This is a genomic window from Acinetobacter equi (genome assembly GCF_001307195.1).
GTDB lineage: Bacteria > Pseudomonadota > Gammaproteobacteria > Pseudomonadales > Moraxellaceae > Acinetobacter > Acinetobacter equi.
Genome location: NZ_CP012808.1, coordinates 230,186 through 256,035, shown reverse-complemented (window position 1 = coordinate 256,035; position 25,850 = coordinate 230,186). Strand labels below are relative to the sequence as shown.

26 protein-coding genes are annotated in these 25,850 nt (G+C 34.3%); 19 read left to right on the top strand and 7 right to left on the bottom strand.

The window, feature by feature from the left end; all coding sequences use genetic code 11:
* Positions 1 to 41: 41 nt before the first annotated feature.
* Both hisD and hisC read left to right on the top strand, forming a co-directional pair.
* Positions 42 to 1,343 carry a histidinol dehydrogenase gene (gene hisD / locus AOY20_RS01165; protein WP_162490444.1) on the top strand — a complete coding sequence of 434 codons (1,302 nt, stop codon included), beginning with the start codon at positions 42 to 44 and terminating at the stop codon, positions 1,341 to 1,343.
* Positions 1,344 to 1,411: 68 nt separating this feature from the next.
* Positions 1,412 to 2,506: a histidinol-phosphate transaminase gene (gene hisC / locus AOY20_RS01160; protein WP_054580175.1), complete on the top strand. Its 1,095-nt coding sequence runs from the start codon at positions 1,412 to 1,414 to the stop codon at positions 2,504 to 2,506.
* 76 nt (positions 2,507 to 2,582) lie between these two features.
* Here the strand turns inward: hisC and AOY20_RS01155 are convergent, their stop codons facing one another.
* Complete coding sequence (locus AOY20_RS01155; RefSeq protein WP_054582509.1) at positions 2,583 to 3,905, bottom strand: anthranilate synthase component I family protein; 1,323 nt, start codon at positions 3,903 to 3,905, stop codon at positions 2,583 to 2,585.
* Between the two features lie 152 nt (positions 3,906 to 4,057).
* Positions 4,058 to 4,606 (bottom strand): NUDIX hydrolase, encoded by a 549-nt coding sequence (locus AOY20_RS01150; RefSeq protein WP_054580174.1) that lies wholly within the window; start codon positions 4,604 to 4,606, stop codon positions 4,058 to 4,060.
* 119 nt (positions 4,607 to 4,725) lie between these two features.
* Between AOY20_RS01150 and AOY20_RS01145 the strand changes: the two genes are divergently transcribed.
* From AOY20_RS01145 to AOY20_RS01065, 17 genes are all read left to right on the top strand, one after another.
* Positions 4,726 to 5,322: an NUDIX hydrolase gene (locus AOY20_RS01145; protein ID WP_054580173.1), complete on the top strand. Its 597-nt coding sequence runs from the start codon at positions 4,726 to 4,728 to the stop codon at positions 5,320 to 5,322.
* A 38-nt stretch (positions 5,323 to 5,360) separates the two neighbouring features.
* Positions 5,361 to 5,891: a gamma carbonic anhydrase family protein gene (locus AOY20_RS01140; protein ID WP_054580172.1), complete on the top strand. Its 531-nt coding sequence runs from the start codon at positions 5,361 to 5,363 to the stop codon at positions 5,889 to 5,891.
* 171 nt (positions 5,892 to 6,062) lie between these two features.
* Positions 6,063 to 6,731 (top strand): tRNA (adenosine(37)-N6)-threonylcarbamoyltransferase complex dimerization subunit type 1 TsaB, encoded by a 669-nt coding sequence (gene tsaB, locus AOY20_RS01135; protein WP_054580171.1) that lies wholly within the window; start codon positions 6,063 to 6,065, stop codon positions 6,729 to 6,731.
* Between the two features lie 8 nt (positions 6,732 to 6,739).
* Positions 6,740 to 7,564: an undecaprenyl-diphosphate phosphatase gene (locus AOY20_RS01130; protein WP_054580170.1), complete on the top strand. Its 825-nt coding sequence runs from the start codon at positions 6,740 to 6,742 to the stop codon at positions 7,562 to 7,564.
* Positions 7,558 to 8,376 (top strand): class I SAM-dependent methyltransferase, encoded by an 819-nt coding sequence (locus tag AOY20_RS01125; RefSeq protein WP_054580169.1) that lies wholly within the window; start codon positions 7,558 to 7,560, stop codon positions 8,374 to 8,376. The genes AOY20_RS01130 and AOY20_RS01125 overlap by 7 nt, the downstream gene beginning before the upstream one ends.
* 121 nt (positions 8,377 to 8,497) lie before the next feature.
* A complete protein-coding gene (locus AOY20_RS01120; RefSeq protein ID WP_054580168.1) occupies positions 8,498 to 9,901 on the top strand; it encodes a C13 family peptidase in 1,404 nt (467 codons plus the stop codon).
* A gap of 20 nt (positions 9,902 to 9,921) precedes the next feature.
* Positions 9,922 to 10,761 carry an S-formylglutathione hydrolase gene (gene fghA, locus AOY20_RS01115; RefSeq protein ID WP_054580167.1) on the top strand — a complete coding sequence of 280 codons (840 nt, stop codon included), beginning with the start codon at positions 9,922 to 9,924 and terminating at the stop codon, positions 10,759 to 10,761.
* 55 nt (positions 10,762 to 10,816) lie between these two features.
* Positions 10,817 to 11,020: a hypothetical protein gene (locus AOY20_RS01110; protein WP_054580166.1), complete on the top strand. Its 204-nt coding sequence runs from the start codon at positions 10,817 to 10,819 to the stop codon at positions 11,018 to 11,020.
* Between the two features lie 180 nt (positions 11,021 to 11,200).
* Positions 11,201 to 12,316: a YjgN family protein gene (locus tag AOY20_RS01105; RefSeq protein ID WP_054580165.1), complete on the top strand. Its 1,116-nt coding sequence runs from the start codon at positions 11,201 to 11,203 to the stop codon at positions 12,314 to 12,316.
* A gap of 15 nt (positions 12,317 to 12,331) precedes the next feature.
* The gene (locus AOY20_RS01100; protein ID WP_054580164.1) at positions 12,332 to 13,357 is read left to right on the top strand and encodes a M48 family metallopeptidase; all 1,026 of its coding nucleotides are present in this window, start codon (positions 12,332 to 12,334) and stop codon (positions 13,355 to 13,357) included.
* Positions 13,358 to 13,511: 154 nt separating this feature from the next.
* Positions 13,512 to 14,198: a ribulose-phosphate 3-epimerase gene (gene rpe / locus AOY20_RS01095; protein ID WP_054580163.1), complete on the top strand. Its 687-nt coding sequence runs from the start codon at positions 13,512 to 13,514 to the stop codon at positions 14,196 to 14,198.
* Between the two features lie 412 nt (positions 14,199 to 14,610).
* On the top strand, positions 14,611 to 15,024 hold the full coding sequence (locus tag AOY20_RS01090) for a hypothetical protein (protein ID WP_158319985.1): 414 nt from the start codon (positions 14,611 to 14,613) through the stop codon (positions 15,022 to 15,024).
* Between the two features lie 43 nt (positions 15,025 to 15,067).
* Positions 15,068 to 16,975 carry a copper resistance system multicopper oxidase gene (locus tag AOY20_RS01085; protein ID WP_054580161.1) on the top strand — a complete coding sequence of 636 codons (1,908 nt, stop codon included), beginning with the start codon at positions 15,068 to 15,070 and terminating at the stop codon, positions 16,973 to 16,975.
* Entirely contained in the window at positions 16,962 to 17,780 is an 819-nt protein-coding gene (locus AOY20_RS01080; protein ID WP_158319984.1) for a copper resistance protein B, read from the top strand. The genes AOY20_RS01085 and AOY20_RS01080 overlap by 14 nt, the downstream gene beginning before the upstream one ends.
* Positions 17,781 to 18,003: 223 nt before the next feature.
* A complete protein-coding gene (locus AOY20_RS01075; protein ID WP_054580160.1) occupies positions 18,004 to 18,318 on the top strand; it encodes a DMT family transporter in 315 nt (104 codons plus the stop codon).
* A gap of 26 nt (positions 18,319 to 18,344) precedes the next feature.
* The gene (locus AOY20_RS01070; RefSeq protein ID WP_054580159.1) at positions 18,345 to 18,824 is read left to right on the top strand and encodes a methylated-DNA--[protein]-cysteine S-methyltransferase; all 480 of its coding nucleotides are present in this window, start codon (positions 18,345 to 18,347) and stop codon (positions 18,822 to 18,824) included.
* A gap of 156 nt (positions 18,825 to 18,980) precedes the next feature.
* On the top strand, positions 18,981 to 19,418 hold the full coding sequence (locus AOY20_RS01065; RefSeq protein ID WP_054580158.1) for a hypothetical protein: 438 nt from the start codon (positions 18,981 to 18,983) through the stop codon (positions 19,416 to 19,418).
* 385 nt (positions 19,419 to 19,803) lie between these two features.
* On the opposite strand, the gene AOY20_RS01060 is transcribed toward AOY20_RS01065, so the two are convergent.
* The 5 genes from AOY20_RS01060 to AOY20_RS01035 all read right to left on the bottom strand — a co-directional run bounded on the left by AOY20_RS01060 (position 19,804) and on the right by AOY20_RS01035 (position 25,849).
* Positions 19,804 to 21,231, bottom strand: coding sequence for a MerR family transcriptional regulator (locus AOY20_RS01060; protein ID WP_054580157.1), 1,428 nt, complete (start codon positions 21,229 to 21,231; stop codon positions 19,804 to 19,806).
* 325 nt (positions 21,232 to 21,556) lie between these two features.
* A protein-coding gene (locus AOY20_RS01055; protein ID WP_144424744.1) for an IS3 family transposase occupies positions 21,557 to 22,722 on the bottom strand; the annotation gives its coding sequence in 2 pieces (ribosomal slippage) (positions 21,557 to 22,455 and positions 22,455 to 22,722; 1,167 coding nt in all).
* On the bottom strand, positions 22,679 to 23,029 hold the full coding sequence (locus AOY20_RS01045) for a hypothetical protein (RefSeq protein ID WP_054580156.1): 351 nt from the start codon (positions 23,027 to 23,029) through the stop codon (positions 22,679 to 22,681). The genes AOY20_RS01055 and AOY20_RS01045 overlap by 44 nt, the downstream gene beginning before the upstream one ends.
* A gap of 11 nt (positions 23,030 to 23,040) precedes the next feature.
* Entirely contained in the window at positions 23,041 to 23,982 is a 942-nt protein-coding gene (locus tag AOY20_RS01040; protein ID WP_054580155.1) for a TniB family NTP-binding protein, read from the bottom strand.
* Complete coding sequence (locus AOY20_RS01035; RefSeq protein WP_054580154.1) at positions 23,969 to 25,849, bottom strand: Mu transposase C-terminal domain-containing protein; 1,881 nt, start codon at positions 25,847 to 25,849, stop codon at positions 23,969 to 23,971. Before AOY20_RS01035 ends, AOY20_RS01040 begins: the two co-directional genes overlap by 14 nt.
* Position 25,850 lies beyond the last annotated feature (1 nt).

Here is a 25,850-nt window from a genome sequence, read left to right as displayed (position 1 = left end):
CTAGAAACAAGGTAAACTAAATCTTTCTTTTACATAACCGTGTGGGTAAATTGATGCGACGTTTATCGACTCAAGAGCAAAATTTTAAACAAGTCTTTGCTGATTTGTTGGCTTTTGAAACAGTGAGTGATCCTGAACTTTTAAAAACAGTAGACCAAATTATTGCAGATGTACGCCAACATGGTGATGCACATGTGCTTAAACTCACTCAACAGTTCGATCGACATCCAGCGCATCAATTTTCAGATCTAGAACTTACTCAAGCACAATTAAAAGCAGCATTTGATGGTTTAACAACAGAAGTTCGTGAAGCATTAGAGCTTGCAGCAAATCGTGTACGTGAATTTCATCAAGCACAAAAGCAAGATGGCTGGACTTATGTAGATGCTCTAGGAAATACTTTAGGACAAAAAGTAACTCCGCTTGATCGTGTGGGAATTTATGTACCAGGTGGTTTAGCATCTTATCCATCTTCTGTACTTATGAATGCTGTGCCTGCGCATGTTGCAGGTGTTCCTGAAATTATTATGGTTGTACCTGCACCAAATGGTGATTTAAATCCATTGGTACTTGCTGCTGCATATTTAGCTGGGGTAACACGTGTATTTACTATTGGTGGTGCACAAGCAGTAGCTGCTTTGGCTTATGGTACTGAAACAATTCCATCTGTAGATAAAATTACAGGACCAGGGAATCGTTTTGTTGCGGCTGCAAAGCGTGCTGTATTTGGTCAAGTTGGTATTGACATGATTGCAGGTCCTTCTGAAATTTTAGTTTATGCAGAAGGTGAAAATAATGCTGAATGGTTAGCAATGGACTTATTGTCTCAAGCTGAACATGACACTGTGGCGCAAGCTGTATTTATTACGCCTGATGAAGATTTATTAAATGCTGTTGAAGCTTGGATTGAAAAGCACTTAGAAGCTTTACCAAAGGCAGATATTGCACGTACTTCAATTGAGAATCGTGGTGCATTGGTTTTAGTGAAAGACCGTGCTGAAGGTGCTGAATTGATTAACCAAGTTGCCCCTGAACATTTAATGCTATGTTTAGATGAAGCTGTTGAAATGGCAGAAGATATTCGCCATGCAGGTGCAATCTTTATGGGGCGTTATACACCTGAAGCAATTGGTGATTACTGTGCAGGACCAAACCACGTACTTCCAACATCAGGTACGGCACGTTTTTCATCGCCTTTAGGGGTTTATGATTTCCAAAAGCGTTCGAGCTTAATTATGTGCTCAGCCGATGGTGTGAAAACTTTAGCAAAAACAGCAGATATACTGGCACAGCAAGAAAACTTAGATGCTCATGCACGCTCTGCTCGCTATCGTTATCAGTAAATTTTTATAGAAAATTTAGGGGGCTGATCATCAGCCCTTTTTTGAGACCAAATTTGAGAATTGTAGAAATGAGTATTACAACTGAACAAATGCGCTTTTGGAGTCCTGATGTACGTGAATTAGAGCCATACGTACCAGGTGAACAACCTAAGATTCAAAATTTATTAAAATTAAATACCAATGAAAATCCGTATCCGCCATCACCGAAAGTAGTTGAAGCTGTACAAAATGTATTGGTAAATTCAGCGGATGTTTTACGTTTATATCCAGATCCGGATGCTTCAGAGCTTAAACAAGCGATTGCGAAACAACAAAAAGTTGCTGTAGAAAATGTTTTTGTGGGCAATGGTTCTGATGAAGTATTAGCACATATTTTTAAAGCATTTTTTGTGCAAGATAAACCGATTTTATATCCAGATATTACTTATAGTTTCTATCCTGTTTATAGCCAGTTTTTTGGTATTGCAGCAAAAACTAAAATTTTGCCGTTAAATGATAATTTTGAAATTGTGGTTGATGATTATAAGCAACCTAATGGTGGAATTATTATTACCAATCCTAATGCACCAACAAGTATTGCATTAGGTTTATCTGCAATTGAAGAGGTTTTACAAGCAAATCCAGATTCTGTTGTGGTGATTGATGAAGCTTATGTCGATTTTGGTGCTGAATCTGCTGTAAGTTTAGTTGAAAAATATGAAAACTTAGTGGTTTGTCAGACAACATCTAAATCGCGTTCTTTAGCAGGTTTACGTGTTGGTTTTGCAATTGCTCAACCACATTTGATTGCTGCATTAGAAGCAGTGAAAAATAGTTTTAACTCATATCCGATGGATCGTTTTGCCATTGCTGCTGCGGTTGCATCATTTGAAGATCAGGAATATTTTGAAGCACAAAATGCTAAAGTGATTGCAAGCAGAGAGAAATTAACTCAGCAATTAACCACACTTGGCTTTAAAGTATTGCCGTCAAGTGCAAACTTTATTTTTACAACATTGGCATCGAAAGATGCAGGTGAACTTGCTACAGCATTGCGTGAAAAAGGAATTATTGTGCGCTACTTTAATAAGCCACGTATTAATCAATATTTACGTATTACCATTGGTACAGATGAGCAAAATCAGCGCCTTGTTGATACCTTAAAAAATGATATTTTGGTTTAAGCCATCCCAATCCTCTTTTATTAAAGGGAGGGTGTGAGGGATTAAAAAAAGCGACTCAAAAGAGTCGCTTTTTTGTTTATTCAGATGTATGCCAAGTATTGAGTAGGTCTAACATTGCAGATACTTTATCGAAGCATTCTTGATATTCTGCATCACAATCTGAGGCGATCGTAATGCCACCGCCAGCCCATAAAGAAACATTTTGCTGATATTTTTGAATAGATCGGATAAGAATATTCCAAGATCCTATACCTTCTTCATCAAAATATCCCATAGAACCACAATATGCTCCACGTGGTGCTTGTTCCAATTCATCAATAATTTGCATAGCACGAATTTTTGGTGCTCCTGTGATTGAACCACCGGGTAGTGCTGAGAATAAAACATCAAAGGGTTTAATATGAGGCTTTAATATGGCTTCAATTTCACTGACCATATGATGCACTTGATTAAAGCTTTCAATATTAAAGAGCTTAGGTGTTTTAACTGAACCTATTTCTGCATAAACGCTGAGATCATTACGGAGTAAATCTACAATCATGACATTTTCTGCTTGATCTTTTTGAGAGTTTTTTAGCGTTTGTTTTGATTGTTCATCTTGTTCAGGATTTTCATAGCGGGGCATAGTTCCCTTAATGGGTTTAGTCACAATTTTGTGATTTTCTTCAAAATCAATAAACAATTCAGGTGAACAACTGAGTAATTCAAAATCTTGGATTCGCAAATAACCTGCATAGGGTGCATTGGTTAATGTCCAAAATTGGTCTGCTGTTGAAAGTAAATGACCTTGTGCTTGAGTTGTAAATTCTTGAGTTAAATTAATTTGATAGCAATCACCTGCAACAATGTAGTCTTGAACTTTTTGAAATGCAGCAGAATATTCATTTTTAGACCATCGTGGTGTACATTTTTGATGTAATGAAAGCGTTGTAATAGGTTGATGCTCAGATATAAGTTGATTAATAGAATCAAAAATATGTTCTGCGCTTAAATCAAAACTATTAAAAAACCATGTGTTTTTTTCAAAACTGAGAAAATGTGGGAATTGTCCAAGAAATACGGAAGGTTGTTGTTTTACTTGTAATTGAATTTGTTGTTGCGCTGCAAAATCATAGCTAATAAACCCCATTGTTAACATATTACAATTTGAGGTACTTGCTAAAAAGTCATTAAGGTGATGAATTTTAGAATGTGGAACGTATTGATTAAATTGATGGGACTCAAAAATCTGAGTCTGATGAGAAGATAAGCAAATATATTGCTGAGCTAAAAGACCAATTAAAGGCGCATGATTGTTATTTAAGAAAATAACATGATCAAGTGATTGTAAAGACTCTAAAAGCTGTTGATGACTTAGGTTTTGAGTTGATAAGGCTTTTTTAAAAGGGACAGACTTCATCATAAAACAGCAATAAATAGATCATTAAATTTCTGATCTATCTTACATGAAATTCAATGCTATTAATGTTTATAGATGCTTCTATTGATCTGAAAATAATAAATCATATAAAGAAAGTTCATCATTTTTTATGAACTTTCTTTTTGAGTAATTTAGCCTGTATGGTCTAAGCGAGAACCTAAAGTTTCTAAATGTGTAGGGAAGTGATTGTTTTTTCGATCTTCAAAATAATGACGTAATGTTCGTTCTACACTTGGAAAAGCAAGATCATTCCACGGAATTTCTTCTTCGCTAAAAAGACGAGATTCTAAGGTTTCTTCGCCTGCACCAAATTTACCATCAATAATATTGGCTTTAAATAGAACATAAATTTGTCCAATACGAGGAATATTATACATACAGTATAATTGTTCTATTTCGATTTCAGCTTCTGCTTCTTCACGAGTTTCTCGGGCAGAACCTTGCTCCATTGTTTCAAAGAGTTCCATATAACCAGCAGGCAAGGTCCACAATCCATAACGTGGTTCAATTGCACGTCTACAGAGAAGAACTTTATTTTCCCAAGTCGCAAGTGCCCCACAAATTACTTTAGGATTAACATAATGAATAGCATTACATTTTGAGCAAACACGACGAGTTTGATGATCGCCCAAAGGTACTTTGTCTACTGTCTCAGATCCACAATTGCCGCAGAAGTTCATGTTCATCATCAATGATAAAGATGAACTCAGAATAACTTAAAAATGGAACTTTAGCATCTACTGTATTTTATTGTGTAAAAAATCAGCTATGATGAAAGGGAGTTTAAGAGGAATAATATATGGGTGGTGAATTAACACAACTTTTACAGCAACGTCTAAAATTTGAAGAGCAAGCAAAAGAAGCTCAAGCAGCGGTATTAATCGCAATTACTGAAGAAACAGATCCTAAAGTTTTGTTAACACGTCGATCAATTATGTTGAATAATCATGCAGGAGAAGTTTCTTTTCCAGGTGGAAAAAGAGATCCTGAAGATACAACAGATATTGTTGTTGCATTGAGAGAAGCACAAGAAGAGACAGCACTTGACCCATTTGATGTTCGCTTAATTGGCGATCTTCCTATGCAAAAAGCAAAAAATGGAATGACAGTAAAACCAATTGTGGGGCTTATTTCTCCCGAAGTAAAACTTGTGCCTCAGCCAACAGAAATTGATCGTATTTTCTTTGCATCATTGAAAGATTTAATGAATGCACCGACTATTCCACATGAAGTTTTGTTTGATGAACAAAAATTATATTTTCCGAGTATGCATGTTGAAGATGAAATTGTTTGGGGCTTAACAGCACGAATGTTAGTTTCATTATTTGATCGTGGACTAGACTTTCATAAAGAATGGCCATTCTTATTAAATTCTTCTATTAAGGGATTTAAATAGACAAGTTTCTTTTAATAACATCAACAGGGATGTCATCAATGTTATACAAATTTAACGGATATGCACCGAAAGCAATTCATGAACCATGGGATGGTTGGGTTGCACCAACGGCAACAGTTATTGGACAAGCTGAACTTGGACAACAAGTGAGTATTTGGTTTGGTGCTGTTGTACGTGCAGACAATGCTAAAATTAGACTAGGTCATTTTACCAATGTGCAAGAAAATGCAGTTTTACATACTGACGCAGGTATAGAAATGAATATTGGTGACTATGTGACAATTGGTCATCAAGCAATGTTACATGGTTGCACAGTGGGTAATAATAGTTTGATTGGCATTAATGCCGTAGTGTTAAATCATGCAGTTATTGGTGAAAATTGTATTATTGGTGCAAATGCATTAATTCCTGAAGGAAAAATTATTCCAAATAATTCTGTAGTTATGGGTTCTCCAGGAAAAGTCGTAAAAACATTAGATGTATCTGCTGCTGCTAAATTAAAAATGAGTGCACTTCATTATGCAGCGCATTTTAAGCATTTTGAAAATTTAGAAGAAGTGATTTTGTAGGTTGTGTATTTGACTATATTGAGCGACTAAAAAATTAAAGATAAGTTTTTTAAAATTGTGTGAGTGAAAAAATTCTTGGCTTTTAATTTGATTGTTTAGAAGTTCTAGTGAATCGTGAATGAGTGGAGTATTATAGCAGGCGTTTTTAGAAATTATTCTTTAAGGTTGTGCATGAAATTGCTGGCGTTGGAAACTGCCAATGAGCAGTGTTCCGTTTCTATTGTAGATGAAACACAAGAACTCTTTTTTCAATTAGATACAAGAGCAAAGGCACAAACTCAAACTATTCTCCCGATGATTGAGCAAGGCTTTGCACAGACAGAAATTGCAACTCAAGATTTAACAGCAATTGCTTTTAGCCGTGGTCCAGGTTCTTTTAGTGGTGTGCGTATTAATGCAGCAGTCACTCAGGCACTTGCATGGTCAAATGATATTCCTGTTATTCCTGTTTCAACTTTACAAGCATTAGCACAAGCTGCATATCGTATTGAAGGCTTAACAGAAGTGACCGCTATTCTTGATGCAAGAATGAGTGAAGTCTATGTCGCAAGCTTTAAGTTAAATGACCAAAATGTAATGCAAGCAGTTGATGAAGAACAATTGTTGAATTATACAGATGCTCAATTGGCGGTAAAATATCAATTGGTTGGTTCAGGTTCAGAGCTTGTTGACCCACAACAAACACAATATAAAAATTTAAGTGCAACAGCACAAGATATTGCATTCATTGCACGTGAATTGGCAAAGCAAGAACAATGGCTAAGTGCAGAACTTGCACTACCTGTGTATTTGCGAGATAACGCTTGGAAAAAAATTGCTGAACAAGGCAAGCAAAGTTAGGATTTTCTATGGATCTTTTACTGCTGTTAAAAGCAGCAATTATGGGTGTTGTTGAAGGTATTACCGAATTTTTACCCATTTCGAGCACAGGGCATTTAATTTTAGCTTCAGAATTAATGAATTTTTGGAGCAAAGAAAAAAGTGATGTTTTTGTTGTTGCAATTCAAATCGGTGCAATCGCTGCGGTTATCTATGAATACTGGGCACGCCTATGGGGTGCTGCAACAGGTATGTTTACAGGCGAAGAGAAAGGTCGCCGCTTAGGTTTTGGACTAATTTTAGCTTCAATTCCTATTGTGCTTGTTGGGCTGACTTTTGGTCAAACAGTAAAAGATTTTCTTTTTAATAATATTGCCGTCGCAATGGGGCTTATTATTGGTGGTTTAATTATTATGTGGATTGAAAAGCATCCACCACAAATTAAAGCAAAAGAAGTTGAAGATTTAACTTATAAAGATGCAATTTGGATTGGTTTAATACAAGTACTTTCTTTGATTCCTGGAACTTCACGTTCAGGTGCCACAATTATTGGGGCAATGTTTCTTGGTGTTTCACGTAAAGCTGCAACTGAATTTTCATTCTTTTTAGGTATTCCTGTCATTATTGGTGCAGGTTTATTAGACCTTTATCATAACTATAAAATATTTACGACAACTGAAGACTGGGTTATCTTGGGCTTTGGAACATTAGTTTCTTTTATTTCAGCATTAGTTCTTATTCGTGCATTAGTTGCTTATGTTGCTCGCCGTGATTTTATGGTGTTTGCATGGTATAGAATTTTCTCAGGTCTTCTGATTTTATTATTTGCATTCACGGGTTGGAAATTATGGTAGGCGAAATCCGCTTATACACTGAACACGATTTTCAAGAGAAAGCACAACAGTATGCTGTTGTGCTTTCTTCACGTGGTGTGGATACTTTTATTGAAGTTGTGGAAAAGTTAAATGCACGTTTTTTTCGCCATCATCCTGAGTTAGCACTTTGTGTTGATGATGAAGGGCTATGGCTATGTGCCAATGGTATGCGAATGCAACCTGACTGGAAAGCTGAAGTTGGACGTTTAAAACGTGCTTCAATTAAGTCAGAAATGATTGCACGTGCATGTAATTTAACTGAGAAACCACAATTAGTTGATGCAACTGCTGGTTTAGGGCACGATAGCTTATTAATGGCTCAATTAGGTGCAAATGTAATATTAATTGAAAGACATCCTATTCTATTTACTTTATTAGAAGATGCTAAAAGACTTGCAGAACAAGACTCTTTTTTAAGTAAAGTTGTGGCAAGAATACAATTGGTATTTTCTGATTCTGCTGAATATTTGAAACAGCAGGCTATAGAAAATCAAAGTTTTGATGTAGTGTATTTAGATCCGATGTTTCCACAGCGAGATCAAAATCATCAAGCAGAAAAGAAACAAGCACAAGTGAAAAAGCAGATGCAGCTCTTACATTTGTTATTGCCTGAAGATGGTGAAATGGATTTAGGAGATGGTTTGTTAGATTTAGCCAAGCCTATAGCCAAAAGGGTAATTGTCAAACGACCAAGACATGCTGTATTTTTAGCAAATCAGCAACCTGATCATCAATGGTTAGGCGATGCTTGCCGTTTTGATGCATATTTTTCACATGCATTATCTGATTAATTTGGCGGTTTAATTATATATTTTTACTTGGTTTCTATAGTGAAAATATCATTGATAAAAATCATATTCAGCATAAACTTAGGGCAGTGAAAAACTGCGAGTGGGAACTCATTTTAATTCTATGATTCACTTTAAACCCTCCATTAACCTTTGGCATGATTTTAAAAGTAACCAAAAAGCAGGATTATGGCTGTTTTTAGGTTCACGACGCTCATTACAAATTGTTCGTCCATCAATCATGCAATTGATTATTTGGGGAATTTTAGGTGGATTAGTCAATACACTATTTAGTTGGTTAAGTAGTGAAAGTGGAATTAGAGAGTTTAATCCTCAAGGTTTAATTAGCTATTCTCTATGGCCCTTTATTGCTCTTATTGTTGGTATTTTTTTATCACAACGTATTGATAATCCAAGAATTATGCTTGTTCCGGCATTGCTGTGGCTTGTACTTGATACCAATATTGCATTATTACAAAGTCTTATTCAGTATTTAGGGCTGATTGATGTTCTACCTTATGCCTTATATGACTTTATGCCAACTTTATTTTTGGTGCTATTCGTTTGGCAAAGTTTAGCAGTCGTATGGGTATTTGCACGTGAGTTAAAATGGCCTTGGTGGGAGCGTGGACTGATTATGCTTGCCACATTGGTGACATTAATTGTGTGGCAAATGTCAGTGACAAGTCAGCCAATTTGGAAAGTTGAAAAAGAACTTCCAACATTTAGTGAAGAAGCATTTTATGCACAAAGTAAAGTGCTCAATAAGGCATTAGAAAGTATACAATTTGGTGAGTTTACTCAGTCACATTGGTATTTTTTAGGCATTGCTGGCGCAAGTTATCAAGATGTGTTTATGTCAGAAGTGGAACGAATACATGAACAATTTGATACTCGATTTGGAACCTTTGGAAGATCTGCTGTCTTAATTAATAATCCAATGACACGTAATGTAATTCCAATAGCATCAGAAACAAGTATAGAAATGATGCTAAATCGGATGGGTCAGCAGATGAATCGTGAAAGTGATGTTTTATTTTTATACATGACTTCACATGGTTTACCAAATCATTTTGAAATGGAAAATGCTCCACTTTCATTAAGACAAGTCGATCCAAAATGGTTAAGGGAAGCATTAGATAAGTCCGGTATACGCTGGCGTGTTATTGTGATTTCTGCATGCTATTCGGGAAGTTTTATTCCTGCTTTACAGGATGATAATACATTGATTATTACTGCATCGGCAGCTGATAGAACCTCATTTGGTTGCTCAAATGAAGCAGAATATACTTATTTTGGAAAAGCTTTCTTTGACCAAGCGATGCGTGAACAAAACTCAATTCAAGCAGCATTTTCTCAAGCGAAAAAAACGGTAACAAAATGGGAAAATGCGCAAGGTTTTGAACCTTCTGAACCACAATGGTCATTAGGCAAAAATATGGAAATTATGCTTCCGCAACTAGAGCAACGCTTATTTCCGAAAATAAATACTCCACCACCTGTAGAGCTTGAGTTATCAACTCGTTAAATAAATAGGATTATATTTCGATGGAATTAGTTCAGCATAATCGATGCTTTGATGGTGAACAGCGTGTATACCAAATTCAGTCAAAAGCTTTAAAGGGAAGCACTAAATTTGGCATTTTTTTACCTAAACAAGCATTAGCAGGTCAAGAATGCACAGCATTATTTTATTTAGCTGGCTTAACATGTACAGAAGAAACATTTGTTATTAAGGCACATGCACAAAAAATTGCTGCAAAATTGGGGATTATTCTTATTACTCCTGATACTTCTCCACGTGGTGAAGATGTTGCGAAAGGCGATCATTGGGATTTAGGTCAAGGTGCAGGTTTTTATATTAATGCAATAGCACAACCATGGGCTGAACATTATCAAATGGAAAGCTATATTGTGGATGAGTTGTATACATTAATTCATGATGAGTTTTTAATTCAAGATAATAGTGTGGGGATTTTTGGACATTCTATGGGTGGGCATGGTGCATTGACACTTGCATTAAAATATCCGGAAAAATTTAAATCTGTTTCTGCGTTTGCACCAATTTGTGCACCAAGTCAATGTCCTTGGGGTGAAAAAGCATTTAGTCATTATTTGGGTGATGATCGTTCGCAGTGGCTTAAGCACGATGCAGTTGCACTGATGGAAAGTAAGGGCGCATCGTTTAAAGAAATTCTGATTGATCAAGGTTTAAATGATCAATTTTATACTCAGCTTAGTCCAGCATTATTTGAGCAAGCATGTCTTAAGGTCAATCAACCATTAATCTTAAGAGAGCATGAAGGCTATGATCATGGCTACTTCTTTATTCAGACTTTTATTGAAGACCATATTCAATTCCACAATCAACAATTACGCACATCTTAAATTTTGATATTTAAGTTCGTGAATATCTAAGTTAAAAATTAATGTGGAAAAAGCTATGACTTCAAAATACTGTAAAAAATGTCGTACATCTTTGGCTAAATCCAATCAAGCATGTCCAAATTGTGGAGAAAAGCCATCTATGATGAAGCAAATAATGGCATGGTTTTGTATTATTTTATTATTCATCGCAGGTTTATTTTGGGCATTTACAGATTCAGAACCAGATGTCACGATAGATCCTACAGCAAATATTGAATAAGTTCCTAAATGTGTTACGTATCTAATCTTTGTATGAAAAGATAATAATGTGATTGTTTTTTGCTTAAAAGTATAAAATTCAGACATTTTGAATGAATTATGTTTATAATGTCTGAAATTATTTATATTTTAGTTTTTCTTATTTTAGATAGAAAAATACAAAAATAACATTAGGTGCATAATGCAAAACTCATCTTTTGAAGATCAACCCAAAGATCTTTTTAGCCCATCTACACCTCCACCATTACCATCTCCTTTTAATAAAGAAAATCAAACCGAAAATTGGCAGGGGGTTCAGACATTTACCTTTAGTGGTAGTACTTCAGAATATTTTGGTATATGGATAGTTAATATTCTATTAACCATTATCACGATTGGTTTTTATTCTCCGTGGGCAAAAGTTCGTCGCCTACGTTATTTTTATGGATGTACACAATTCATTAATCGCCGTTTTGATTTTACTGGAATCCCAAGTCGTATTTTAATTGGTCGTTTAATTGCATTTGGTATTTATTTCACAATTGCAATTTTATCTGAATATTCAGTAACAATTGCAATTTTTGGCTTTCTTTTCATTTATTTGGCTGCTCCTTGGTTAGTTTGTGCAACTTTAAGATTTAGAGGTAGAAATAGTAAATTTGGGAATAGTCGTTTTTATTTTTCAGGAACGAATAAACAGGCTTATATTGAATTTCTAAAAGGTGTTGCTTTAGTTATTTGTACATTTGGTTTAGCTTTTCCAGTTTTAGTTTGGTTATATAAGCGTTATTTTTTCGATCATTTATATGTTGGGCAATTAAAATTTAAAATGAATGCAGACTGGCCAATTTATGTCGGTGCGATGTATGTACCGCTATTGGCTTGTATTTGTTTATTTAGTTTATTGATTTTTGGTGCATTTATTTTTGGTGGTGTAATTTCTGCAATTGGCGTAGAGGGAATGATATTTATTGGTTTTACCGTATATTTTCTCTGTATTGCATTTATTTGGCCTTGGATGTCAGCACGATTATTTATTGCAACATGGAATAATACTTCATTAAGTGAAAGTCAATTTAAAACGAATAGTAATGAATATTATTATGCTTGGATTGTGATGAGTAATTGGATTGTTAAAATTTTAACGTTAGGATTAATGACACCTTGGGCAGCTATTAGATTGTATAAATATCAAGCAGAATCTATTTCACTCGAATTAAATAATGATCCAAATACAATGATCAATCGTTTGCAAAATAATCCAATTGGAATTGGAGAAGAAATCGCAGATGTATTTGATTTTGATATTTCACTTTAAGGTGAATACGTAAATATGAATAAAGTTCAAGTCGTTTTTTATGATGGTCAGTCTTCAAGGGCTTATCAAGCAACTATACAGGCTTTAAATAATGAATCTGTTGTGGTTATTTATGGTGATGAGCAACCTTTAAAAAAACGAGTTTATGCTTATTCAGATATGATTTTAATTGGTGCATTAGGAAAGCTTAATCCTGTGATTGAGCTTTCTGATGACGCTCGTTTAGAGTTTCACAGTGCTTTACCTGATTGGTTTAATTTAAATACCAAAAAAACTTTTCATACACTTTGGAAATTAGAACGAACTCCTAGTCTGATTATTTTTAGTATTGTTTTTGTCATATCACTTGTTTTTGCAACGATAAAGTGGGGTGTTCCAACAGCATCGTATCATATTGCTCATTATTTGCCAGAGGAGACATTGAAACGCTTGGGTGATGAGTCTGAGGAATATGTTTATCAAATTACGGATGAGAGCGAAATATCAGAAGAGCGTCAGCAGGAAATTATACAGAAATATCAAAAATTATTAGCAGGACAAAAACCTGCAAAAGTCGTATTTCGTCAAGGTGGTGGTTTAGGGGCAAATGCACTTGCTATACCTAATAACACCATAATTTTAACGGATGAATTAGTTGATTTAGCTCAAGATGATCGTGAAATTCTCGGTGTATTGGCACATGAACAAGGACATTTAGAACTCAAACATAGTCTACAGCAAACAGTTTCTAGTTTGGGCTTTGGTGTTTTACTTATGCTGATTACAGGTGATACGTCAAACTTATTAGTAACATTGCCAGCTGCTGCAATTGGAGCTAAATATTCAAGAGATTTTGAGTCAGAGGCAGATCATTATGCATTAGAAAAAATGCATAAGAACAAAATCTCGACCATATATTTTGCTCAGTTTTTAGAGCGCTTATCTGAGGATGCTGAGGAAGAAGCAACAGAAAATTCAGTAACTTCACTTTTACAAAGTCATCCAGCAACGAAAGAACGAATTGAAGCCGTAAAACAATTTGCAAGCGCGAATGAAAAATAACACATGTCTATCGTGTGACTTTAATTGGAATATCTAAAATAAAAGTATCATGTTATTTGAACGATAGAGCATTTCGATAGTGCTTCAACTGCGAAGATAGTCTGTTTTTGTTATAATAAAATTATTCTTATTATTTGTAAGCCTAGGTCTAGTCATGTCCAAGCCATATTTAATTGCACCTTCTATTTTATCCGCTGACTTCGCTCGTTTAGGAGAAGAAGTAGACAATGTACTAGAAGCTGGGGCAGATGTCGTTCATTTTGATGTAATGGATAATCATTATGTACCAAATCTAACTTTTGGTGCTGGTGTATGTAAGGCGCTGAAAAATTATGGAATTAAAGCACCAATTGATGTGCATTTAATGGTTTCTCCTGTTGATCGTTTAATTGGCGATTTCTTAGAGGCAGGAGCAGATATTATCACTTTCCATCCAGAAGCTTCAGAGCATATTGATCGTTCATTACAATTAATTAAATCTGGTGGTGCTAAAGCTGGTTTGGTATTTAACCCTGCAACACCATTACATTATTTAGATTATGTTTTAGATAAAGTGGATCAGGTTTTATTGATGAGTGTAAACCCTGGTTTCGGTGGTCAAAAATTTATTCCTATGACATTGGAAAAGTTACGCCAAGCACGAAAAATTATTGATGCATCAGGTCGTGATATTCGTTTAGAGGTAGATGGTGGTGTAACACCTGCAAACATTCGTGAAATTGCTGAAGCGGGTGCTGATATGTTTGTTGCTGGATCAGCTATTTTTGGTAAACCAAATTATAAAGCAGTAATTGATGAAATGCGTAAAGAGTTAGCTCAAGTAGGGCAAGTACGTATTTAAGTAATTAACTCTAAAAAGCCCATAAGCTGTGGATAAGTTTGTGGGTAATCTTATGGATATCTATGTTGATAACAGTATGGATATCTTGTTTATTTTGCAATCAGTTATGTATCAATGGTTTAATATTTATACATTATAAGTATAAAAAATATTCTAAATTATAAAATAAGAGATCAAGAAGTGCTTTATTTTAATCATTAATTTATAGTTGATTACTTGATTTTTCATTGTTTAATAAATAACTTTATTGCTTTATTTCGTATAGTGATGATCGTTATAAAGTTGTTAAGTTTAATTCTTAAAAATTGTGTATAACGAGCAATTCGGTTATGCTGACTTCATTGATCTCTTGTGAATTAAAACGATTAACGTGCGAATCGCTCTGCGTCAACATGCTTGGTTTGTATTCCTTATGTTTTTTGTCATAGGGTGGAGCTCTATTGCTTCCGTTTCAGCTTCATCAAATATGCAAGCAATGATGTCAACAGACGATGTTGTCCTGTTACAAGATCAAAATCATTCATCTGACCAGCACCATAGTCCATTAAAGCATGAAGTTTCTCATGCGGAAAAGGTGATCTGTCCACATGAGGATCAGCCAGTACATTGTCAAATGATGTCTGATCATGCCAATACAGCACATCAATTATGCCAAGATTGTGCAATTTATCATTGTCAAAATTTATTTTCATTTATAGATATTTATGCACCACTGCATATAGCGAGTATAGCTGGTGGTGAATTTTTAAAAGTTCTAAACTCATCTTATTTAATCCAATTTTCTTTGGGTTATTCACAAGATTTATTGAGACCTCCACAAGTTTAATCCTAAGTTTTTATATCTTTTTAAATACTTTATAGGATGAACTATGTCTATTCAAAAATCACAACTTTTTATGTTGCTCGTGGCTATGGGTATTTCTACATGGTCTTGGTCTGCAATACGTGAATATCAGTTAAATATTGATGAAAGTATGGTAAATGTTACAGGAAAAGCAGTTAAAAAAATTACCGTAAATGGACAATTTCCTGCACCACTTCTAGAGTTTGAAGAGGGTGATGAGGCTGTTATTCGTGTGCATAATAATTTAAAGAATCAAGATACATCGGTACATTGGCATGGCTTACTTTTGCCTGGGCTTATGGATGGTGTGCCAGGGTTTAACCAGTTTCAAGGCATTAAACCGAATCAAGATTTTGAGTATCGTTTTAAAGTTCGACAAAGCGGAACATATTGGTACCATGCGCATTCAAAGGGACAAGAACAAGATGGTTTATATGGTCCATTGATTATTTATCCGAAGAATAAGCAGCCAATTGCTGCTCATGAAAAGACAGATCGTGATTATGTGGTGATGTTGTCAGATTTTCATGAAAGTAATAGTGCACAGATTTATTCAAATTTAAAAAAATCATCTGAATATTATCAAAATCAACGTGAAACATTATTTGATTTTGCTGAGCAAATTAAAACATTAGGTTTTAAAAAAGCTTGGCAAGAGCGTTCCATGTGGAATCAGATGCGCATGTTGAGAACAGATTTATCTGATGTAACGGGTTATACCTTTTTAGTGAATGGGAAAACACCAGAACAAAATTGGACAGGGCTATTTCAGCAAGGTGAAAAACTTCGATTACGTTTTATTAATGCATCCGCAATGTCTTTTTTTGATGTAAGAATTCCGTATTTAAAAATGACGGTTGTAGGGGCTGATGGTCAACCTGTGAAACCAATAGAAGTTGATGAATTTAGAATAGGTGCCGCTGAAACTTATGATGTAATTGTTGAACCAACACAAGAAGCTTATCAGATTCAAGCTGAATCTATAGACCGTAGTGGCTTTGCTTTAGCAACTTTACAAAATCAGCATACGAGTAAACAGATATTTAAAATACCTGATGCAAGACCACGTGCACTTTTAACCATGGAAGACATGGGGCATGGTGATATGACAAGTATGGACCATGATCATCATGATATGAAACCATCAATTTCAACCTCTTATTCTTATATGTCGCATCAAGATGTCAATCTTAACCATCACTCAGATCATCAATATTCAGATGAGATGCACATGGAGAAAGAACTAAAAAATAATAAAAAATCACATGAAAACAACAATAAATTAAGTAGTATGAGCTCCCATCAGATGGCATCTGAACAGCCTTATGATCAATCTAAACACATGATGAATACTTCGAAAACTATGCTGCAAGATCAGCACATAGATGAGAAGAAGATTAGCCATGTTGAAGGTTGGGCAAATGCTGCGACGCCAGAGGGTAAAAAGGCACTGCAATATTCAGATTTAAAATCTTTATTTCCACAACCAGATGTTCGTGAACCTGAACGTGAATTGGTCATTCGTTTAGGTGGGACAATGGAACGTTATATTTGGACAATAAATGGGAAAAAATTTAATGAAGCTGAAACATTACAAGTGCAATATGGCGAACGTATTCGTTTGAAGTTTATCAATCAAAGCATGATGGCACATCCAATGCATTTACATGGCATGTTTATGCAATTAGAAAATGGTCAAAATGCGATAGATATGCCAAATAAACATACGCTTGTTGTGCCACCTGGTAAAACGGTAACAGCATTATTAACAGCAGATGAGTTAGGCGAGTGGGCAATTCACTGTCATCTGCTATATCACATGTCTGCAGGCATGATGAGTAAACTTGTTGTTGCAAATGTTGGGAAAACATCTGAAACAACACAACATTCACCTCAAGAAATATCTCAAGGAGGTCAACATGAACATCACTAATGTCATGAGTGTCCGTATTTTAGGCGTAACTTTACTGCTTTGTTCTGCAACTGTATATGCAGAAAAAAATGAAATTAATCATAAAAACAGTAATGTAAAAGCTTATGAAGAATCGGTACCTTATGATCCTCCTGTTGTTCATGCAGATCATTCCTCGGAGCATGGTGGGCAAATAAATGTTTCAACTGAAATTGAAACAAAATGGCTCAAAGAAGATGGTCAAGGTGCGTTCCATAACCAGTTAGAAATGTGGTTAGGTACAGATGAAAATAAGTTGTTTTTACAACTAAATTCAGAAAAACCCGAATCGGAACGAACTAAATATGAAACTAAGTTGATGTACAGCCGTGCATTTGAAGAGTTCTGGGATATTCAAGTCGGTCTTCGACATACTTATCATCCAGATCATGAAGAGAATAAAAGCCAAACTTATTTTGTTGTGGGTTTAAATGGTTTAGCACCGTATTTTTTTGATACCGATATAAATTTTTATACAGGTAAAGATCAGCAGTTCTTATTGAATATTGAAACAGATCGAGATGTATTGTTGACTCAAAAGTTGATTTTACAGCCATATTTACATTCAGATATTGTATTCTGTGACCATTCTAAATATGCCAAAAAGTCTGGTTTAAGTGAAATTCGTGCAGGTTCAGAACTTCGTTATGAAATCACTAAACAGGTTATGCCATTTATTGATATTGGCTATAAATATGAACGTGGCGATAAACAGACCGCATGGCAAGATGAAGAGTCATCTGAACATGGTTGGGTTTATGGAGCGGGAATTCAGTTTTTATTTTAAAAAATGAATTGATCTAAATAGAATGTGAAATATTAAGTGCCATTTATATTTGATATAAATGGCACTTTTTACTTTATTGAGATTTGATACAATTTTTTATAAATGTACCGAATGGCTTTGCTATAATTTAATTCTCATTTATATAGATGGACGACCATCCTTTTTATATTGCTATAAAAAGAAATCACTCAGGACGACCTGATAGATAAAGGAGATCAGTGTTTTGGCTTGGGTTGTATTAATATTTGCGGGTATTTTTGAAATTATTTGGGCGTATAGTATGAAGCTCTCAGATGGTTTTACTAAACTTACGCCAAGTATAATTACTATTGTTTTCATGTTATTAAGTTTTGGTTTATTGGCTTATGCCATGCGTTCTTTACCCTTAGGTACAGCTTATGTGGTATGGACAGGAATTGGTGCAATAGGTTCATTTCTCGTTGGTATTTTTATTTTAGGTGAACCTGCAAGTGCGTTAAGGATGCTTGCTGCTGTATTAATTATTGCAGGCTTAGTTTTAATGAAAATAGCATCATAAAATAAATTAACAATAGAGGCTAAATCATGGAATATGCTTATCTTGAAATGTCTTCACCTGTTGGCACTTTAAAATTGGTTGCGCATGATTTAGCTTTAGTTGCTGTACTTTGGGAAAATGAAAATCCTAAACGTGTCCCCATAGCTTCATCTGTATTTAATTCTCAACATCCAATTTTATTAAGAACACAACAACAGTTAAATGAATATTTTAAGGGTCAGCGCTATGAGTTTGATCTTCCATTAGAGTTTTATGGAACAGATTTTCAAAAGAAAGTTTGGCAAAGTTTACTGACTATTCCATTTGGTGAAACACGAAGTTATAAAGATATTGCTGAACAAATTGGTAATGTTAAAGCGGTTCGTGCTGTAGGGGCTGCGAATGGAAAAAATCCAATTTCTATTATTGCACCGTGCCATAGAGTCGTTGGAGCAAATGGTAAATTAGTTGGATTTGCTGGTGGTTTAGAGAATAAAGAAGTTTTATTAACAATTGAAAGTATTTAAGATGTACTTATAAAATTTAATTTTAATAGATTTATCCATATTTCATCTCTATACCAATTTAAATATTTTATCGTGCTAAGAAATAGAAAGTTTTTTAGATTTTAAAAAGATAATGTGCAATTCTAGAATAATATTTTTAATATGAATAAAAGCTATATGATGAAAAATGAATATGAATTTCATGATTGTATGATTCATAGTATGAAGTATGTTGTTGAAGAGTGGGAAATAAATTTTTTACTCGATATAGATTATATTTTAGAAGGTCCAATGAATGATGAGGCACCTTTTAGTTTTAGATTAACAAAAGGCAGTATTATATTTCATAATGTAATTGATATCGTAATTGATATTAATTCTAAAATTGGAGAGCATCATTATAATATTTCTAATCCAATAATATTAAAAATAGAAGTATCAGAAAATATAATTATTAAAAATAATCTTAATTATTATGAATGGAATATTTACACAATAGATAATAAAAAAACTTTTAGCATTCTTGCATCTAATATGAAATTTTATCTATGCCAAAATTCAATTATTGTTACTCGACAGCATTTATATACAGAGGAAAGAAGTCTTTTAAATTGATAAGTATAAAAAATATCATTTAACGAAGTAACGTAATACGACACATCGCTTGTCATTTTGGTATACGTAAAATCAATATGTTAAGTGTTACTGCGACACTCAATGACATTGTCTTGCGACACAACCAGTGTCATTATGGAATAAAAACGACACTTCCCATGTCATTTTGATAAATATAAGAGTTCTTTCATGAATCATTTTTTAATCAAATAAGAATCATAGAATTTGAGGTAAAAGACAAAAAATATAAGGCTTAGAGCTTTTTACTGATTAACAAAAATACAATTATGAAAGAGGTCTATTAAAGCTTTCATATATTTCTTTGACATATAGGTTAGGATACCTGTTAGCATATTTTCTTATGCTATTTTTCTTAATCATTGATTTAGGAGCTTTCTAGATTGATACGCATTATATCTTTCCGTTTAAATAGCCTAATTTTTTTATTAGTTTTACCCATATAATATGCTTTAATTAACCCTTGTTTTTGCAAATTTGTGATATGTGAGTGATGCATATTTAGCAATGCACTAGCTTCAGCACCTGTTAGATATTCTTCTTTTAATTTAATAACTTTATCAAGTTGACTTTTTTTTATTAATCTCCAATAGATCAATTCCTCAATTTCTAAAAACCCTGTTTTACACCAGTATTGAACAAGCCAAATAGGAGTGCAATTTAGTAAATTAGCGGCACCTTTAATAGAAACGTAGTCATTATTTTGGGTTTTATTTTTAAGTGCTTCTATAGATGTTTTTTCAATTCTTATAGAAATAGGGTGGGTATGACTCCTTGTAAGAATACCGACGTGAGTAAGAAAAATTACCTGCTGTAGACTAATTTTAAGCTGGTTAGCTGCTTTTGTTAAAGAATCAGTATTTTGCTCTATATGGTTTTTTGACTTAGATTTAGAGCGACCTGTTCTAGTTGGGTAATGATCTATTTCACAAATTTCATCGCGCTGAATATTCTCTATTGATGATCGAGAAAATATATTGATAGGCTGATTATCAATATGAGGACCACTAATTGCTTTGATACCAAGGCTTGAAAGCTTCTCAACAATATTTGTGGGATTAATAGCAAGTTTCTTTGCTAACGCTGAAGCCAGAATATAATTAGAATCAAATATTTCAAGATCTATGAGAGAAATCTTTATTGATGATCGAGTTCTTTTCTGGTTTTGTTTATTGAACCAGTGAGTTTTAACTAACTTTCTTGCTGTTTCGTAATTAATATCAAGTTTTTCCGCAACTTCATTTAAGCGTAATTGAGAAGTATCATCTTTAGATTCATTAAGATTTTGAATGGTTTTATATTGTGAAAATTGTAGAGTATTTGAGACCATAAATTTTTCTACATCAGTGCTTAGAAAACAATTAAAATCATAAAAATCTTTGCCTAAATTAAGAAAATCCTGTTTCACTAAGCTTTTAAATTTTCCGCGCCCAATGTCCAAAACTAACATTGTTTCACTAGGAAGCAGTTTTATAATTTTAGATTCGAAGCTAGGAACATATGGCTTGCAGTTTTTCTCAATTAATTGAATATATTTGTGATAATAATAAAAATTTTTCTGCTCTTTAAGAAAAGAGAGAAGTTGGATTCTAGGGTGTGCTAATTCAATTCTATTATTAATCCATTGACTTAATCTTGTGATTGAAAGAGCTTGATTAGTGAAATATTCAAAGGTTATGTGTAATTGATCTTCTAGATTTAGTGGTGTCTGTAAGTTGGCGAAATTTTCAATTGCTAACCAATACGATGTAAATTCATGAAAGAATTTAGTATCACTTTCTTTAAGAATATTCATAAACCATTCAATATTTTGAATTGTATTACAGTGTCTTTTAATAGCTTGAGAGTATTCAAAGCTACAAATTGGACAATGTGTAATAGTTCCTGTTTGGAGCTTGATATGAACTCCACAATTATCACATCGATCAATAAGAAAGATTGAATGGATAGGACATGCGTAGATAGGTTTGAATAACCAAATTTTTCTAAAGAAAGGTTCAATAGAAAGACATTTAGGACAATAGGAAAATGTTTGAAGTTCTAACAAATTATTATTAATTTTGAGTTTCCCCCATTTTTGATGTGTGCTGAAATAACAGGACACTTCTACTTGGGAAATTCTAGGCAGCCATCCTGTAAAAGTCTTCTGCCATTTGATTTGGTGTCTTAAAGTCCAATCCTTTCTGAATTCTCTGCTGATTATAAAATAGCTCTATGTATTTTGTAATATCTGCTTTAGCTTCTTCCCTTGTTTTATAATTGCGATGATGAACCAATTCATTTTTTAATATTCCCCAGAAGCTCTCAATAGGAGCATTATCGAAGCAATCACCGCGTTTACTCATTGATCCCTGAAATCCATATTTTTCAAGTATCTTTCGATATTCATGACTACAGTATTGGCTGCCCCTGTCAGAGTGAATAATCAAGTCTTGAGAGGGTTTATGATTTCGAATCGCCATGCTCAGTGCATTGCAAACGAGCTGTGACGTCATCCGTTCACTCAAGCTATACCCAACTACTTGTTTGCTGCAAAGATCTTTTAAAGCCGCTAAATACAGCCATCCTTCAGCTGTCCACACGTATGTAATGTCACTTACCCATGCAATGTTTGGAGCAGTCACTGTAAAATTTTGCTCTAACAAATTATTGTAAACCGTACGTTGATGGTCGCTATGAGTTGTTTTTTTGAAACGCCTATGCCGCTTACAATACAGCTGATTAAGTTTTTTAATACAACGAACTGCATACTCGCTAATTTCTATTCCTTGTGCCTGTAAGTACTTGGTTAAACGAATATAACCATAGCTTTCATTGGTTTCTTGGTGAGCAATTTTAACCAATATTGTTTGATGATTTCTCTGAATAACCCGCTTACTTAAGCCATATTTTAACCATTCATAAAATCCAGAAACTGAAACGTGGAGTAACCGAGCCATCATAGTGACTGAGTATGCATGTTTTTGCTGTTTCATATGTACGTACTTTACTGACTTTCTTTGGCAAAGTACGCTGCTGCTTTTTTTAGAAATTCTCTTTCCATTTCAGCGGTTTTAAGTTGCTGCTTCAGTTTTTTATTTTCCTCGAGAAGAGCAACGAGATCAGGTGAATATTGTTGTGTGCCTACTAATTTTCCAGCTTTTGCTTTATTGTACCAATTTGAAAGGGTTTGCATTGAAATGCCAAGCAGTCGTGCTGTTTCTGAAACATTGCCATTGTTTGAATCAATAGCTTTGATTGCTTCAGCTTTGAATTCTGCTGTATAAATCTTTTGTTTTTTGCTCATGGTAAACTCCTGATGAGTATGTGTAGTTTACCAAGTTAAAGTCTCCGTTTTTTTCAGCACACATCAATCTTTCAAAAGCTAGAAATTTATAAGAACTATCAAGATTTAATACTTCTAACACTTGAGTGAAGCGTTTCATATCAGAAATATGATAATTCAAAGACTGACGAATGATAGATTTATACTTTTCTTTGCCTATTAAATTAAAAATTGAACTATGTGCATTGAGTTCTGCTGTTCTTAACAAGAAACTCATTGGTGATTCATCTTCATGAGGTATTGCTTGTATTAAAAGAGGATTTTGCATAATTCTGACTATTAAATTAATGAAATGATTTGTGAAATGTTCATTTCAAATGGATTTTTATTTTGTTTGCTAATGTAGAGCGTGATGCCTAATTTCCATGAATAACTGAAATCGAGGGGAGTTATTACTTGCCTATTATCATGTAAAGCATGTGCGATACTTTCCCTAATCAGGCTCATTACATATGAGTGATAGCCTTTTGTTGCTAGTTGAATTTGCATGCCTACAAGTTGGCTATTTAGAGGTGGTGAGAAAGTGATATTTTGCTTATTGAGTGTTCTTGCAACTTCAGCAAGAAATGCAAACATGCTCCCGCCACTTGAAGGATCAACAGTTAATGGATTTAGGTGGTAGATGAAAGGGAATCTACGAGCAATCTGGCTATCAACTTGAAGTAGTGGGACAAACTCAGGTAAACCAACTAAACAAAAACTAATCCCTGTTCGGTTTACTAGCGTTTTAAGCCAATTGCCTGTAGTCCGATTCATTCTTGTAGATGTTGGTTTACGCTCAAATAAATGGTGAAATTCATCTAAGAATATAAGCTTAGTTTCGCATTGTGCGAGTAAATAAATAAGCCTGCTAGTTAAGTATTCAGTAGTGCCATACCCATTTTCATAAGTAGGATCGCCAAGCTCTTTGAGCATCGTTATTGCTAATGATTTAACTGTGGCAGGCGATGGTACCTCTACATAGCATACAGGGATGATATTTTTCTTATGATCCGTCTCAATTTTTTCTGTACGAGGCATAAGACTCAAGATTGTTTTACAGAGGGTTGTTTTTCCAAGTCCTCCTTCAGCAAGAAGCATACATCCAACTGGTTCGCTAAATGAAATACTTCTTTTTACGCAATCTTGTATGCCTGTGAAAGCGACCATGAATTCATTGGAAGTGATAACAAGATTGTTAATCGATCGAATTTGTTCAAAACGATTCTCAAATTTTTCCATGTTTAAATACCTCCAATGAACCAAATTGATTGATTGGTGTAGGTACATTTATTGAGGAAACAGCTTGTTCAGCAATATCCTTGTCTTTTGAGAATAGTTGTTCTTCGATCCTCTGTAGTTGCTTGGGAAGCTCAAGAGTAAGTGGTTTCAATCTTGGCTTTCGTCTCACAAGATTAGTTTGAATCTCATGCATAAGTTTATACAGACAATATAAATCGGACATCGAACCAATTTTTTGTTTATCAGATTGAGATTGGATTTTCTTGAGTTTTTGAACTTCAAGATGGGTTACTCGTGTTAATCCAAATGTATAGTCTTGATTGGTTGAATCTGCTTGAATGATTACATCTTTTTTGTCGGGATCAATGATAAAAACTTCATTTAAATTTAAATCATCTATAAGCACGGTAACTTTTTTTATGCCTTTAGCTTGTAGTGTAGTTAGAGCATGTGAAAAATAACTAATACCATCTACACGTACTTGACCGTGATTAATGCTTCTTTCAATAGGCCTACGGCATAAAATTTTTGCATCTATATCTGTAAGAAAACTCGGTCGTATATCTTCAATGGCATCTTGCCACATGATGATAGGTGAACGTCCTGTCGTGTGATGGATAGATCGGTGATAAACCTCATGAATCCAAGTATCTATATATTGTTTTAATTGTTCTAAAGTTAATTGTGCAATTTTACTTGAATTATATTCACCTCTATTCATTGGATTAGAAAAAGTTGTACCCGGTAGTTTTTGAATAATCCCATGTGTGAGCGTACTAAAAAAACGTTCAATATGAGGTTTGTTATTAGGTGTACCTACTTGGGAAGGAGTCAAAGTAATTTTCAGCTGTTCACATACTCGCTCGAGAGCATTGTTTTTAAACTCCACTCCATTATCTGGAATGACGATACTTGGGATTCCTCCTGGTAACTTTTGGTTTGGCCGAGTAATCATATCTTTGATGACTTCTAATGTAGTTGCAGCACTAGGGGGGTACATATTGATATAAGTTCCAACAATGGCTCTAGAGTAGATATCAATTGCACATGCGAGAAATGGTCGGCCTAAAGCAAGTTTCGTCTTCGGATCAATAACGATTAGATCTAAATAGTGTGTATCAATTTCGACCATATAAAGAGCGAATGGACTAATGATACTTTTGCCAGCAGCTTGAAATTTTTTCTTTGCTATTCGGGACCCTTTTTTCATTTTAAATTCAATATAAGGATCTAATTTTTTGATATGTCGCTGGATACTACGAAGTGTTGGTAACTGTTCTAATGGGATGCCTTGTTCCATGAATCGACCAAGCATATAGGCAAGTACGTCTTTACCACTTCTATATTCAGGCTTTAAATAGATTTCATTGATTGCTTGATTTAGAATTTGATAAATTTCAGGAGAGAATCGTAAACTGCGATTACCTGAATGTTTATTTTGTAAGCACAGTTTATTCTGAGAAGAACTTTGATATTTATTGATCCATCTTGCTACAGTACGGCACGAAGGTGGGTTAAGGTCATTAATGTCGGAAGCTATTTGGGGGATTAATTTGGAAAGCAGATTAATACTTGTAGGGTGCTCCAATAGTTGTAATGCATTAATAACATAGCGTTCTTTGCGATGAAGTTCTGAGCTATATTTGGAGTTGATTATGAGTTTCTCAGGTGCAAATACACATAAAATTTCACCTAATTTATAGCGGCTTTCGAATTCGGTGGGTGTTATTGAAAATGATTTTCCACCAGCTATAGCAGCATACCGAATAGCATTATAGGTTATAGATCCGATTTCAAAAATATAGTCGGGATGTGCTTTAAAATAAAAACGAAAACCAGATTGAGGTATAAAAAGAGAGTTTTCCATA

What these genes read in the sequence shown, in the direction of transcription:
- AOY20_RS01090 (WP_158319985.1), top strand. Translation starts at nt 14,611, where the DNA reads ATGTTTTTTGTCATAGGGTGGAGCTCTATTGCTTCCGTTTCAGCTTCA.
- AOY20_RS01040 (WP_054580155.1), bottom strand. Translation starts at nt 23,982, where the DNA reads ATGGAAAAATTTGAGAATCGTTTTGAACAAATTCGATCGATTAACAAT.
- AOY20_RS01065 (WP_054580158.1), top strand. Translation starts at nt 18,981, where the DNA reads ATGATGAAAAATGAATATGAATTTCATGATTGTATGATTCATAGTATG.
- AOY20_RS01110 (WP_054580166.1), top strand. Translation starts at nt 10,817, where the DNA reads ATGACTTCAAAATACTGTAAAAAATGTCGTACATCTTTGGCTAAATCC.
- AOY20_RS01045 (WP_054580156.1), bottom strand. Translation starts at nt 23,029, where the DNA reads ATGCAAAATCCTCTTTTAATACAAGCAATACCTCATGAAGATGAATCA.
- AOY20_RS01155 (WP_054582509.1), bottom strand. Translation starts at nt 3,905, where the DNA reads ATGAAGTCTGTCCCTTTTAAAAAAGCCTTATCAACTCAAAACCTAAGT.
- AOY20_RS01145 (WP_054580173.1), top strand. Translation starts at nt 4,726, where the DNA reads ATGGGTGGTGAATTAACACAACTTTTACAGCAACGTCTAAAATTTGAA.
- AOY20_RS01060 (WP_054580157.1), bottom strand. Translation starts at nt 21,231, where the DNA reads ATGAATATTCTTAAAGAAAGTGATACTAAATTCTTTCATGAATTTACA.
- AOY20_RS01105 (WP_054580165.1), top strand. Translation starts at nt 11,201, where the DNA reads ATGCAAAACTCATCTTTTGAAGATCAACCCAAAGATCTTTTTAGCCCA.
- AOY20_RS01080 (WP_158319984.1), top strand. Translation starts at nt 16,962, where the DNA reads ATGAACATCACTAATGTCATGAGTGTCCGTATTTTAGGCGTAACTTTA.
- AOY20_RS01070 (WP_054580159.1), top strand. Translation starts at nt 18,345, where the DNA reads ATGGAATATGCTTATCTTGAAATGTCTTCACCTGTTGGCACTTTAAAA.
- fghA (WP_054580167.1), top strand. Translation starts at nt 9,922, where the DNA reads ATGGAATTAGTTCAGCATAATCGATGCTTTGATGGTGAACAGCGTGTA.
- hisC (WP_054580175.1), top strand. Translation starts at nt 1,412, where the DNA reads ATGAGTATTACAACTGAACAAATGCGCTTTTGGAGTCCTGATGTACGT.
- AOY20_RS01100 (WP_054580164.1), top strand. Translation starts at nt 12,332, where the DNA reads ATGAATAAAGTTCAAGTCGTTTTTTATGATGGTCAGTCTTCAAGGGCT.
- AOY20_RS01120 (WP_054580168.1), top strand. Translation starts at nt 8,498, where the DNA reads ATGATTCACTTTAAACCCTCCATTAACCTTTGGCATGATTTTAAAAGT.
- AOY20_RS01150 (WP_054580174.1), bottom strand. Translation starts at nt 4,606, where the DNA reads ATGAACTTCTGCGGCAATTGTGGATCTGAGACAGTAGACAAAGTACCT.
- rpe (WP_054580163.1), top strand. Translation starts at nt 13,512, where the DNA reads ATGTCCAAGCCATATTTAATTGCACCTTCTATTTTATCCGCTGACTTC.
- AOY20_RS01085 (WP_054580161.1), top strand. Translation starts at nt 15,068, where the DNA reads ATGTCTATTCAAAAATCACAACTTTTTATGTTGCTCGTGGCTATGGGT.
- AOY20_RS01035 (WP_054580154.1), bottom strand. Translation starts at nt 25,849, where the DNA reads ATGGAAAACTCTCTTTTTATACCTCAATCTGGTTTTCGTTTTTATTTT.
- tsaB (WP_054580171.1), top strand. Translation starts at nt 6,063, where the DNA reads ATGAAATTGCTGGCGTTGGAAACTGCCAATGAGCAGTGTTCCGTTTCT.
- AOY20_RS01140 (WP_054580172.1), top strand. Translation starts at nt 5,361, where the DNA reads ATGTTATACAAATTTAACGGATATGCACCGAAAGCAATTCATGAACCA.
- AOY20_RS01125 (WP_054580169.1), top strand. Translation starts at nt 7,558, where the DNA reads ATGGTAGGCGAAATCCGCTTATACACTGAACACGATTTTCAAGAGAAA.
- AOY20_RS01130 (WP_054580170.1), top strand. Translation starts at nt 6,740, where the DNA reads ATGGATCTTTTACTGCTGTTAAAAGCAGCAATTATGGGTGTTGTTGAA.